Below are 12753 nucleotides of genomic sequence, written 5' to 3'. Positions count from 1 at the left end.
GCCCCGGTGGGCAGCACCACTACGGCGGGATCCGGGTGTTTGCGAAAGTGGCTGATCACGGCGTTGACGGCGTCGGTCTGATAGGGTCTTAGAACGAACATGCAGGCTTGGGTATGTCGATGTGGGGTGGTGCAAGATGGCGCCATTATAGGGTGCTTGCCGTCACAAAAACAGCGGGCCGGCATGATGCCGGCCCGCAGGGTGCTTGGGTGCTGATCAATGGAACGGGAAGATGTAGTTCATCCAGCTTGCCATGCGCAGCAGCACTTTGCGCATCACAGATACATGGTGGAAGTAGTGGGTATAGATGGCAGCCTGCCCGCTGGAGCCTGCAATTACCTGATACTTGGCCCACTCGGGGTCGGTGATGGAGATAACCACCGGCAGACGACCCGGGCGCACCGCAGTGGTTTGATCCAGCAGACCGGCGTTGGCCTGCACGTTACCGGCGGCAATGGCCGGAACCACGGCTGTCACCTTGCCTTTGAAGATCTTGCCGGGTACGCCATCGATCACCACTTCGGCCTCATCGCCCACTGCCAGTCTCTGCATGCTGTTCTGCCAGAACCAGCCGACGTAGGCGGTGTCATCCTTGTGGATGAAGGTCATCACCGGACGATACATGAAGGGGGTGGCGATCATGCCGGGGCGCAGGGCCAGCTGCACTACATGACCATCGCTCGGGGCATAGACCACGGTTTGGGACTGCTGGTACTTGGCTTCCATCAGCTGGGCTTGCAGATCGTTCAGGGTGGCTTTCTGCTGGTCAATCTGGGCCACGATGTCGTCCACGTTGGCCTGGGTGACGTCGAGGTCGCGCTGCTTGCCCACGCCACGGCGCATCAGGTCGCTGGCGCGATCCCGATCCAGCCTGGCGGAGCGCAGTCTCGCCTCGATGGACTTGAGGTGTTCGCGGTTGGATTCGACCCGTGCGGTGAGGCTCTCCACTTTCAGGCGGAACGGCTCGTCATCGATGCGAAACAGCACATCCCCTTTTTTCACCGGCTGGTTGGCCTGTACCGGAACCTCAACCACCCGGCCCTTGACCAGCGGCACTATGGGGGTGGAGACGTAGTAGTTGCGCGCCATCTCGGAGTAGGGGTGGTTGTAGTTCATCAGCATGATCAGGGTGCCGATGAGCAGCACGCCACCCAATGCTGCGGTGGGGACGGTCCACTTGTTGAGCGGGATGCGGAAGATTTTGAATATGGCGACACACAGCGCCGTGTAGGTCAGGATCAGTAGCAGGTCCATGGTTTATCCCTGTTGCTCACTCTGTTCGATAGTGTTGATACGGCTCTTCAGATCCGCCAACTCCTGCTTGAGGGCCGCCAGCTCCTCTTCATCTTCTTGCAGCCGCTGGCTAAAGCCCCAGCCGCGATCGGGGCGATAGAGGGTTGCCCAGATCCAGAGGAAGGGCCACAGCACGTGCAGGGTAAACAGGCTGACCCAACCTGCCACGTGAATGGCATCCTGATGAGGGTGATTCCGATGTTTGGCAATCTCGTAAGGAATATCGTGGATAACGATGACGCCATAAAAAATGACTAGCCCGACAAAGACGAGCAGGCCAAGGGCAAAGTAATCAAGGAACATGTATAACCTCCACTGGCTTTAAGCACAGCTTTATCATTGATTCATATATTCGGGAAAGCAATTTAAAATCACATATTTATCGTCAGGTCGCACGGAATCTTAAGGGCTTGTGCTGTATAGGAGCTTAAGGGAATAACGAGTTGTTTTATTGGTTTTTTTGTCAATTAAAAAGGGGCCTTTTGGCCCCTTTTTTACCACCTCAAGTCAGACATCACCCTTCACTGGGATTGCTAACCAATGGTTGGCGGAACTTCATCAGGAAGGCCACGGTAATGGCCGCAGTTGCAGTCAGGCCGATGATGGTGGAGGTCCCCATCTCCAGCCCGAACCCGATGGGGGCGTTGGCCAGATAGGTGATCACCACAGCAGTCATGAACATGGCGGGAATGGTGCAGATCCAGTGCAGCTTGCCCTCTTTGATGAGGTAGGCAGCCGCAGCCCACAGCATGATGACGGCGGTGGTCTGGTTGGCCCAGCCGAAGTAGCGCCAGATCACCCCGAATTCAGCCTTGGAGATGATGAAGCCAATGATAAACATGGGGATGGCGATCAGCAGACGCTTGGCCAGCGGCTTCTGGGTCATCTTCAGGAAGTCCGCCACGATCAGGCGAGCACTGCGAAACGCGGTGTCACCGGAGGTGATGGGCAGGATCACCACGCCGAGGATGGCCAGAATACCGCCGACTGTGCCGAGCAGGCTGGTGGATACTTCGTGTACCACGGCTGCCGGGCCGCCGTTGGCCATGGTGGCGTTGAGTGCTTCGGTGCTGTCGTAGAAGGAGAGACCCAGGGTGCACCAGATAAGGGCGATGATCCCTTCACCGATCATTGCACCGTAGAAGATGAAGCGGCCGGATTTTTCGTTCTGCATGCAGCGCGCCATCAGCGGTGACTGGGTGGCGTGGAAGCCTGATACCGCGCCACAGGCGATGGTGATGAACAGCAGCGGCCAGAGCGGCAGTTCGGTCGGGTGCAGGTTGGAGAAGTCCATCCCGGTGTTGTAGAAGCCTTTGCCGGAGGCGATCAGGCCAACGATGAGGCCGACCGACATGAAGACCAGCAGGGCGCCGAAGATGGGGTAGAAGCGGCCGATGATCTTGTCGATGGGGACTATGGTCGCGAGGATGTAGTAGGCAAAGATTGCCACGATCCAGTAGACCAGATCGGTGGAGGTGAGGTTGGCGAGCAGCCCTGCCGGGCTCAGCACGAATACCACGCCCACCAGCATCAGCAGCACCACGGCAAACAGGTTCATGAAGTGCTTGGCGGCGGTGCCCAGATGCTCACCGACCACGGTTGGCACCGAGGCCCCCTTGGCGCGTACCGACAGCATGCCGGAGAAGTAGTCATGTACCGCACCGGCGAAGATGCAACCGAAGACGATCCAGAGCATGGCGACCGGGCCGTAGAGGGCACCCAGGATGGGGCCGAAGATGGGGCCGACGCCAGCGATGTTGAGCAGTTGAACCAGATAGACTTTCTTGTCCGACATCGGGACATAGTCCACCCCGTCAGCCATGGTGATGGCGGGGGGTTTCAGCTCGGGTTTCGGGCTGAATATCCGTTCGATGAATTTGCCGTATATGAAGTAGCCGGCCACAAGTAAGCCGACACAGAGGAAGAACCAGATCATTGCTACGCTCCTGCATTGTTATTTTTTAGTGTGCAGAGCGAGTCTAAAACGGTTGCGCCTGACTGGCAGGTGAAACTCCCCGAGCGGCGCTTTGGCGCGCCGAGCGGTCGGCGGCTGTGATCAGGCGCACACTCCGCGGCTCAGTCCAGCCCCAGCTGATCTTTCAGCTCCTTGAGATAGCGACGACTGACCGGCACCCGTGCGCCGCTCGGGGTGACAATCTCTGCCAACTGGTTATCCAGCAACCGGATCTCGAAGATGGCGTTGGGAGAGACCAGATATTGGCGGTGGCAGCGCAGCAGCGGGCTCTTTTCCTCCAGTGATTTGAGGGTGAGCTGGGTGTGGAACAGCTCGCCCTGACAGGCCACATGGACCCCGCCCAGATCGGAGAAGGCATACTCCACCTGCGCGATGGGCAGCAGTCTGACCCGGTTGTGCAGATAGCCCGGAATATGTGCGATGGTGGGGGCCAGCCGCTCGATGGGCTGCGGGGAGATATCCTGCTTGAGGCGAGTCAGCGTCTTGGCGAGCCGGGCGGGCTCCACCGGTTTGAGCAGGTAGTCGAAGGCGTTCTCTTCAAAGGCCTGAATGGCATATTCGTCAAAGGCGGTAACAAAGACGATACGGGGCAGGGGATCGAGCATGGCCACCAGCTCCATACCGCTCAGCTTGGGCATCTGTATATCGAGGAATACCACGTCGGGTTTGAGGCGCTGAATAAGCGGCAGCGCCTCGATGGCGTTGGCCGCTTCCCCCACGATCTCGATGGCGGGATCGCAGGCAAGGTGCTGTTTCAGCTCCTCACGGGCGTAGAGTTCGTCATCAACTATCAGTGTGCGGATCATGGTTGCTCCTTGGGAATGGTGAACGACACCCGGGTCCACTGCTCAGGCTCGCAGGCAATAGTCACGCCATAGCGCTCGCCAAAGGCGCTTTTCAGTCGCCGATCGACAATGGTCATGCCCAGCCCGTCACCGGCCGGACGCGGTTGCCAGGCGCCAGCATTGTCCTCCACATGGATGGTGACGCTGGCGGGATGCTCATCGGTCCAGAGGCGAATACGCCCTTGCTCCAGCAGAGTCGAGATGCCGTGCTTGATGGCATTCTCGATCAGCGGTTGCAGAGTGAAGCTGGGCAGTCGCAGTGTGGCCAGATGGGGCGGGATCTCGTTTATCACCGTCAGCCGATCGCCAAAACGGGCCAGCTCGATCTCCAGATAGGATTGGCAGTGCTCCTGCTCCTCCTGCAGAGTCGCAAGGCCGCTCTGGCGTTTGAGGTTCTTGCGAAAGAACAGCGACAGATGCAGCAGCAGATCCCGCGCCTTGTCCGGATCGCGCCGGGTGATGGCACTGATGGTGTTGAGGGTGTTGAACAGAAAGTGGGGGTTGATCTGGGCCTGGATCAGCTTGAGTTCGGACTGCACCAGCAGCCGCTGATGCTGCTCCAGCCGACCGGCCAGCAACTGCTGTGACAGCAGGTTGGCAATCCCTTCCCCCAGGGTGTGGTTGATCTTGAGAAACAGTCGCTTCTTCGGCTCGTAGAGCTTGATGGTGCCGATCACCCCCTTGTCCCCCTGCAGCGGGATCACCAGCACCGAGCCCAGCTGGCAGGCGGAGGAGAGGCTGCAGCGATAGGGCTGGCTGTTGCCATCGGCAAACAGCACCTTGTTCTGGGCGATGGCCTGCATGGTGATGGCTGACGCGATGGGGGTGCCCGGCAGATGGTGATCTTCGCCGGTGCCGATAAAGGCGAGGATCTGCTCGGTGTCCGTGATGGCGACCGCCCCAACGCCGGTCTCCTCCTGAATGATGCGGGCAATCTTGTTGCTTGCCTGTGGGGTAAAGCCCTGACTCATGATCCCCACTGTACGGTTGGCGATATTGAGCGCCTTGGCGGAGAAGACCCGGGAGAACTTCTCATACATCCGCTGCTGGTCGCGGATCATGCTGATAAAGAGCGCCGCGCCACAGGAGTTGGCCAGAATCATCGGGGTGGCGATGGTGCGTACCAACAGCAGGGATTTGTCGAACGGGGTCGCCACCAGCAGGATGATGACCATCTGCATGATCTCGGCATAGAGAGTGGTAAAGAAGGCGATGCGTGGTTCAAACAGGGCATCCGTTCGCCCCGAGCGCATCAGTCGCCAGTGCACTATGCCCCCGAGCAACCCCTCGCAGGTGGTGGAGATGGCGCAGGCGAGATCGGTAAATCCCCCCAGCGTATAGCGGTGCAGACCGCCGGTCAGCCCCACCAGAAAGCCCACCAGCGGTCCCCCCAATAATCCCCCCAAGACGGCGCCGACCGCCCGGGTGTTGGCGATGGCATCGTCGATATCTAGGCCCACATAGGTTCCGAGGATGCAAAAACATGAAAATATTATGTATATCAGTACCTTGTGAGGAATCCTCACTGAATAGTTGGCAAGCGGGCGAAGCAGCGGGCTTTTCGAGAAGAGATAGGCGATCACCAGGCTGACGCTCATCTGCTGTAACAAAGAGAGAACCAACTGCATAAAAAACGCGCCTCATCAGCCAGCCTAAAAAACAACCAGCCCGTGAATAAGTGTGATCAAGATCTTGTTCGGTTGGCCCTGCGGGTCGCAACGGACCGCCAGTTTGCCAGAACAAATGGATAAAACTACATTAAATCAGCATGTTAAATTGATATTTGTGTAAGAGGCGACAGATTGCTATTGATGGATAGAGCATGAATGTATCCGTCGGATACGCCACATGGAAGTGGCATGCTCCGCCCGGCCCCCTGGCTGGGCGTTTTTTATACATGATCAGATGGCAACCTGTTGGTGGGGATTCGTGCAATTATTCCGGTTTGTCCAATGAGTTATCCCCAGCTTCTGGGGATAACTCAGAATGCAAAGTAGTAACAGAAGCGGCGGGTCAGATTGAAGAACTGCCGCTGTCCCTCATCCAGCTCCTCCTGTTTGATAAAGGCAGTGATTGTGCGTTCATCTTCCCGCAGATCGATCATGGCGACCGCTTCCGGCCGCTGGGCCTTGATATAGGGCAGGATCTTCGGCTTGAGGGGCATGGTGGGTTCGGTAGAGAGTACCAGCGCAATGCTCTCGTCGGAGAGTTTCACCAGGGATCCCGGCGGGTAGACCCCCAGCACCTTGACCAGCAACTTGACCAGATTCTGGTCGAACTTCTTCTGGGATAACTTGTAGAGCTGGCTGATGGCCTGACTCGGTGCCGCCGGCGTGCCGCTGTTGCGGGGATGGAGCAGCTCGTCGTAGAAGTCGACCAGTCCGATCAGCCGCGCCAGCGGCGGGATCTCCCCCCCCTTGATCCCCAGCGGATAACCGCTACCGTCGAGCCGTTCGTGGTGCAGATGGGCTACCTGACGAATTTTGGGCTCAAAGGCATTGAGTTGGTTCAGCATGTCAAATCCGTACTGGGGATGCATCTTGAGGAAGTTCTGCTCGGCCTTGTTTAGCTCACCACGCTTTTGGGTGATCTGGCTGGGAATTTTCAGTTCACCTATATCGTGGATAAGTCCCGCAAGCCCGGTCTCTTCCAGCTCGATGGGATTCATCCCCAGTTCGCGCGCCATCAACATGGCAATGAAAGCCACGTTGAGACTGTGCTGCAGCAGGACATCGGTGTGGGGACTGCGGATCAGGTGGAGCCCGAGGGGGCCCTCGTGCTGACTGAGGGTGAAGGCGGCATTGCGGACGATCTGGGCGGTGTTGGCCAGCCCTTCATCCGGTTTGAGGTTGAGTGCCCCGAGAGCATCACGCAGCTCGCTCATGGACTGGCCAAAGGCCTTGTCGGCGGCGCGCATGGAGCGGCGAAAGGCTTTTTCGTCAAAAGGGGGCGGGCCGGCATCAATCAGGGACTCCAGCTCTTCGAGATCGGGCCCGGCATCGGGGATATCGCCGCGCAGCAGCGGCTCGATGGGCAGATCGCTCTTGTCGGGGTCGACCATCAGCAGGGTGAGATCAAGATGACGGAGAATGTCGAGTTGCTGCTGATCCTTGATCTTGAAGGTATTGAACATAAATGGGTGGTTAGTCCATCCCGTGGGGAGATGGATATAGTGGCCTACTCTCAATTGCTCTATCGAGGCTTGGATCAGTGCCATCGGTTAACCTGCATTTCGTGAATGCCTACTCAACAAGCTAGCAAAATCCGATGGATAGACAACTAAAAAACCATTAAGGGGAGTGGGATCCCCCCGCGCTGTGATAAAGCGCACTAGCATCAGAGGGTTCTTAATTTGCTCTTAAGTTTTACTTCCTACGCTGGCCCCGTCGTTTTTGTTGGCTTGACCGGCCCCCTGCACTGCAGGCCGGTATGTAGGAGTTGTTTATGCGTGTAACCCTCGGTGTGCTGCAGACCAATCTGCTGCTTGTTCTCTTTTTCGCTCTGGTTCTCAACTGGCCAATCCTGTTGCACTTTTACACGGCGCTCAGTGAGCTGAGTCACGTCAAAGCCGGATTTGTCATTTCGATCCCGCTGGTGCTGATTGCGGCGCTAAATACAGTGTTTATTCCCTTCACGTTCCGGTTTGTGCTCAAGCCGTTTTTTACCGTGCTGATCCTGAGTGGCTCCATCGTCAGTTACGCCATGCTCAAATACGGCGTCATCTTTGATGCCGGCATGATCCAGAACATAGTAGAGACTAACAGCGGTGAGGCGGGGGCCTATTTGAATGGTTCGGTTGCGCTCTGGTTTCTGCTGACCGGGCTGCTGCCTGTTCTGGTGCTCTGGTCACTGCGGATCCGCTATCCGGCTCGCTGGTATCAGGGGTTGGCGTTGCGGACGGGGGCACTGGCTATCTCTCTGCTGTTTATCGGGGGCGTCGCGTCACTTTACTATCAGGATTACGCCTCGGTCGGGCGCAACAACAAGTCGCTGGCCAAAGAGATTGTGCCAGCCAACTATGTGCACGGCCTCTACAAGTATGGGCGGGATGTGCTGTTTGCCACGCCGATCCCCTACCAGTATTTGGGGACAGATGCCAGGGTGGTGGCACGGGGAAGCAAGCCGACTTTGATGTTCCTGGTGGTGGGTGAGACGGCGCGCAGCCAGAACTACTCCCTTAACGGGTATGGCAAGGCGACCAACAGCTTTACGGCAAAAGAGCAGGGGGTGGTGTCGTTCAGAGATGTGCGTTCCTGCGGTACGGCCACTGCGGTCTCGGTGCCCTGCATGTTCTCCAACCTCACTCGCCGCGGTTACGATGAACAGCTTGCCAGCTCCCGTGACGGCCTGCTCGATGTGCTGCAACATGCCGGTGTATCTGTGCTGTGGAAAGAGAACGATGGCGGCTGCAAAGGGGTGTGCCGCAATGTACCGACCATCGAGATCCTCCCCAAATCCTATCCTGCGCTCTGTCAGGGGGAGTCCTGCTATGACGAGGTGCTGCTGGAGGGGCTGGATCAGCAGATTGCCGGCATGAAGGGCAACAAGCTGGTGGCTTTTCACCTGATGGGTAGCCATGGCCCGACCTACTATCGCCGCTATCCTGCCACTGATCGGGTATTCGTGCCCGACTGCCCGCGCAGCGACATCGAAAACTGCAGCAACGAAGAGCTGGTCAACACCTATGACAACACCATCCGCTACACCGACAAGGTGGTGGGGCTGCTGATAGACAAGCTCAAGTCGCTGGAGAGCCAGTACGATGTGGGACTGGTCTATCTCTCCGATCACGGCGAATCCCTTGGGGCTATGGGGCTCTATCTGCACGGCACGCCCTACAAGTTTGCGCCGGATGATCAGACCCGGGTGCCGCTGCTGACCTGGTTCTCGCCCCAGTTACAGGCCGATCGCCAGCTTGATATGGGTTGCCTGGCGGCGGAGGCGAGCAGTCAGCGCTTCTCCCATGACAACCTCTTTCACTCCATGCTGGGGATCATGGATGTGCAGACGAGTGTTTACGACAACAAGCTGGATCTGTTCAAGCCATGTCGGGCGGGCTAAACCGCTAGCAAGCACACAATAGAAAACGGCAGCCACTGGCTGCCGTTTTGTTATCTAGCAAGATCAGTGTCTTACTTCTGCTCCATGATGATCTGCAGCAGATCTCCCTCCAGCAGGGCGCGCTTGACCAGCGCAAAGCCGCCATAGGTCGGCTGGTTCTGGAAGCGGGCCTTCACGATGGGCAGGCCACGGTGGAAGCTCGGCAGGGATTGATGCTCGACACAGCGACGAATGGCCGGGAAGAGGAGCTCTTCGGCGGCGGTGATTTCTCCGGCGATCAGCACCTTCTGCGGGTTGAACAGGTTGACCGTAATCGCCACCGCCCGTCCCAGATGCTCACCCACGTTCTCGATGACGCTGCGGGCCAGTTCATCGCCCGCCAGCGCCGCCTTGCACACCTCCTGAATGGTGATGTGCTTCTCTTGCAGCACGCTCTGGTGACCGCGGCTGATAAGCTCCTTCACCTTGTCGACAATGGCCTCGTTGGAGGCGATGGTCTCGAGACAGCCGAAGTTGCCGCAGTGGCAGCGCTTGCCGAGCGGTTCGACCTGGATATGGCCGATCTCGCCGACGTTGCGGTTCTGACCGAGGAACACCTGACCCTTGGTGATGATCCCCGAGCCCGTCCCCTGGTGAACACTCACCAGAATGGAGTCCATGCAGTCGCGGGACTCACCGAAGAAGTGTTCGGCCAGCGCGAGGGAACGGGTGTCGTTACCCACGTAGCAGGGAAGGTTGAAGTGGTTCTCAAGCAGCTTCGCCAGCCCCAGATTGCGGATCTGGTACTTGGGGGTGTAGATGACCATACCGGATTCCGGGTTGACCAGACCCGGCATGGTCAGCGCGATGCTGATGAGGTTGCGACAGCGTTCGCTGTTGGCATCGATGAAGGCGCCAATCTCCCGCAGTAGCATGTCGACCACGGGTTGCTGATCGATCTCGGTCACCTGAATGACGTGCTGGTCGAGCTCCTTGCCATCGAGGTCATAGAGACTCAGTTGCAGGTAGCCGCGGCCCAGCTTGGCAGAGACAAACTGAAAGCGATGTTTGATGGTGGTCAGGGAGATGGCACGCCGCCCGCCGGTTGAGGCTTGCGGAGAGGTCTCCTTAATCAGGCCATGCTCGATCAGTTGCCGGGTTATTTTGGTCACGCTGGCCGGGGCCAGCTGACTCAACTCGGCAATCTTGACCCGGGAGATGGGGCCTTGCAAGTCGATGAGCCGATACACGGCTGCACTGTTGACCTGCTTGATAAGATCTACGTTTGCTATTTGTCCGCCAGTCATGATGTCACTGTTGTGTGTAGTGTCCGTTAACCACGGTCCCACGGACCGTGAAGTCCTGATCGAAGACAGTGAGGTTGGCTACTTTACCGACCTGGATACTACCGAGACGTGAGTCCCATCCAATGGCGCGAGCGGGGTAGAGGCTGGCCATTCTCAGTGCTTCATCGAGCGGTAATCCGACCTGCTTGACCAGATTTTCCACCCCCTCAATCATGGTGAGGGAGGAACCGCCGAGTGTACCATTCTCGTCGACACACTGACCATCGCGTAAAAATACGGTGGTGCCACAAAAATCAAATTTCTCAAAGCCTTCCGGCGCTCCGGCTGCTGCGGTGGCATCGGTGACCAGCACCAGTCGCTCCCCCAGCGCCTTGTGAGCCAGACGCACGTTGGCCCAGTGCACATGGTGGCCATCGACGATGATGCCCGCGTAGACATCCTTGCGATCGTAGATGGCGCCTACGACGCCCGGCTCGCGACCGTTGAGGGTCGGGGTCATGGCGTTGTAGAGGTGGGTCGCAAAGCGAATACCGTTATCAAACCCGGCCATGGCCTGATCGTAACTGGCGGCAGTGTGACCGGCCGAGACCAGAATGCCCGCTTCCACCAGACGGCGGATATGGGCCGGCTCGTTGCGTTCCGGTGCCAGGGTGATTTTGGTGATGGCATCCGCGTTGGCGCAGAAGAAGTCGATCATCTCGTCCGCTGGCTGACGAATTTGCGCGGCAGGGTGGATCCCCTTGCGCTTGAGGTTGGTGTAAGGCCCTTCCAGATGGACGCCCAGCACCTCGTTGGGGTGTGCAGCCATGTAATCACGGGTCACCGCAACGGCCTGCTTCATGTCGGCATCCGGACTGGTGATCAGGGTCGGCAGGAAGCTGGTGGTACCGGATTTGAGGTTGGCCGCCTGCATGGTTGCCAGGGTCTCGACCGTGATGTCGGTGTTGAACATCACCCCGCCACAGCCGTTGAGCTGCACGTCGATAAAACCGGCGGTCAGGTTGGCGCCCTTGAGGTCAATCTGCTCGATGCCCGCAGGCAGTTCGGCCTGGTGAGAGATGGCGACAATCTTGTCGCCCTCGATAAGCACCCCGTAACCGGTTAGCACGCAGCTGCTGGTGTAGAGGGTGCAGTTGGTCAATGCGTACATGACGACTCCTTACAGACGGCCGATGTTGGCGGCTTCCAGTTGCTGGAAGTAGCGAACGGTCTTGACCTTGAGCTCCATGGTGGAGGGCTCGTCGCACACCATCATTCCCTTCGGATGCAGTTGCAGGGTAGAGATGGTCCACATGTGGTTGACGCTGCCTTCCACTGCGGCCTGCAGGGCCAGTGCCTTGCCGTGACCGGTGACCAAGATCATGATCTCTTCCGCATCCATCAGGGTGCCGACACCCACGGTCAGGGCCAGCTTGGGCACCTGCTCCATGTCGCCACCGAAGAAGCGGGAGTTGGCGATGCGGGTGTCTTCGGTCAGGGTCTTGACCCGGGTGCGGGAAGAGAGGGAAGAGGCCGGCTCGTTGAACGCGATGTGGCCGTCGTTGCCCACACCACCCATAAACAGGTGGATCTTGCCGTAGGACTTGATCTTGTCTTCGTAGCGCTTGCACTCGGCCACCAGATCCTCGGCATTGCCGTTGAGGATGTTGATGTTTTCGGGACGAATGTCGATGTGACTGAAGAAGTTGTTGTGCATGAAGCTGTGGTAGCTCTCCGGGTGATCTTCCGGCAGGCCGACGTACTCGTCCATGTTGAAGGTGACCACGTTCTGGAAGCTCACTTCACCGGCTTTGTGCAACTCGATCAGGCGCTTGTAGGTATTGAGCGGCGTGCCACCGGTGGGCAGGCCCAGTACGAAAGGGCGATCGCTGGTTGGCTTGAACGCGTTGATGCGGTCAACGATGTAACGAGCAGACCACAGGCCTACTTGGCTGGCAGATTTCAACGGGATCAGGCGCATATGGGATACCTCTGTGTCGGGTTGCGACCGGTTTGGCGGTGGCAATTGGCTAAGACGGATTCAAGTTGTTTTATAGCGTAAATAAAGATTGCGAACTAAGCCACATCTATCCACCACCTTTATCTTGTTTGGGTGATAACGATCACGATTATCGGTTTATTAATTTGCGCAGCGAAATAAAAGCCCTAGACTGCCAATCAAGCCTTGATGGCTTATGCGTCAAACGTGATAAGCACTTAATTTCTAGAAAAACATTAACTAAGGAGAGGAACCGTGAACATTCTCGGTTATTTGCAAAAGATCGGCCGTGCCCTGATGGTGCCGGTAGCGGTA

At 57.8% G+C, this 12753-nt stretch carries 11 protein-coding genes; 2 read left to right on the top strand and 9 right to left on the bottom strand.

From position 1 onward, the window contains the following. Window positions 1-216 precede the first annotated feature (216 nt). The 6 genes from G5358_RS17690 to G5358_RS17665 form a co-directional block, all read right to left on the bottom strand. Window positions 217-1254, bottom strand: a complete 1038-nt coding sequence (locus G5358_RS17690; RefSeq protein WP_075115488.1) for an HlyD family secretion protein — start codon at window positions 1252-1254, stop codon at window positions 217-219. Between the two features lie 3 nt (window positions 1255-1257). Next, a complete protein-coding gene (locus G5358_RS17685; protein WP_421324601.1) occupies window positions 1258-1596 on the bottom strand; it encodes a DUF3302 domain-containing protein in 339 nt (112 codons plus the stop codon). Between the two features lie 211 nt (window positions 1597-1807). After that, the gene (locus G5358_RS17680) at window positions 1808-3229 is read right to left on the bottom strand and encodes a carbon starvation protein A (RefSeq protein ID WP_421324600.1); all 1422 of its coding nucleotides are present in this window, start codon (window positions 3227-3229) and stop codon (window positions 1808-1810) included. A 140-nt stretch (window positions 3230-3369) separates the two neighbouring features. Continuing rightward, window positions 3370-4074 (bottom strand): two-component system response regulator BtsR, encoded by a 705-nt coding sequence (btsR, locus tag G5358_RS17675; RefSeq protein ID WP_421324599.1) that lies wholly within the window; start codon window positions 4072-4074, stop codon window positions 3370-3372. Continuing rightward, window positions 4071-5741, bottom strand: a complete 1671-nt coding sequence (locus G5358_RS17670; protein WP_421324598.1) for a LytS/YhcK type 5TM receptor domain-containing protein — start codon at window positions 5739-5741, stop codon at window positions 4071-4073. Before G5358_RS17670 ends, btsR begins: the two co-directional genes overlap by 4 nt. A 353-nt stretch (window positions 5742-6094) precedes the next feature. Then, window positions 6095-7330: an HD-GYP domain-containing protein gene (locus G5358_RS17665; protein ID WP_421221456.1), complete on the bottom strand. Its 1236-nt coding sequence runs from the start codon at window positions 7328-7330 to the stop codon at window positions 6095-6097. Window positions 7331-7557: 227 nt separating this feature from the next. Here G5358_RS17665 and G5358_RS17660 point away from each other — a divergent pair, with 227 nt between their 5' ends. Continuing rightward, window positions 7558-9174 (top strand): phosphoethanolamine transferase, encoded by a 1617-nt coding sequence (locus G5358_RS17660; RefSeq protein WP_216954166.1) that lies wholly within the window; start codon window positions 7558-7560, stop codon window positions 9172-9174. A gap of 71 nt (window positions 9175-9245) precedes the next feature. On the opposite strand, the gene nagC is transcribed toward G5358_RS17660, so the two are convergent. From nagC to nagB, 3 genes are read right to left on the bottom strand one after another with little or no spacing between them, the layout of a single operon-like run. Continuing rightward, on the bottom strand, window positions 9246-10460 hold the full coding sequence (nagC, locus tag G5358_RS17655; RefSeq protein WP_216954163.1) for a DNA-binding transcriptional regulator NagC: 1215 nt from the start codon (window positions 10458-10460) through the stop codon (window positions 9246-9248). Between the two features lie 4 nt (window positions 10461-10464). After that, the gene (gene nagA / locus G5358_RS17650; protein WP_216954161.1) at window positions 10465-11610 is read right to left on the bottom strand and encodes an N-acetylglucosamine-6-phosphate deacetylase; all 1146 of its coding nucleotides are present in this window, start codon (window positions 11608-11610) and stop codon (window positions 10465-10467) included. Between the two features lie 9 nt (window positions 11611-11619). Beyond that, window positions 11620-12420 carry a glucosamine-6-phosphate deaminase gene (gene nagB, locus G5358_RS17645; protein ID WP_005334308.1) on the bottom strand — a complete coding sequence of 267 codons (801 nt, stop codon included), beginning with the start codon at window positions 12418-12420 and terminating at the stop codon, window positions 11620-11622. Window positions 12421-12485: 65 nt separating this feature from the next. On the opposite strand from nagB, the gene G5358_RS17640 reads away from it, so the two are divergent. Then, window positions 12486-12753, top strand: a 268-nt coding sequence (locus tag G5358_RS17640; protein WP_421321428.1) for a hypothetical protein, incomplete at its 3' end; no start/stop codon positions are given.

The sequence above is a fragment of the Aeromonas sp. 604176 genome (assembly GCF_049170755.1).
In the GTDB taxonomy this organism is placed as follows: Bacteria; Pseudomonadota; Gammaproteobacteria; order Enterobacterales; family Aeromonadaceae; genus Aeromonas; species Aeromonas veronii_A.
This window is presented reverse-complemented; position numbering and strand designations above follow the sequence as displayed.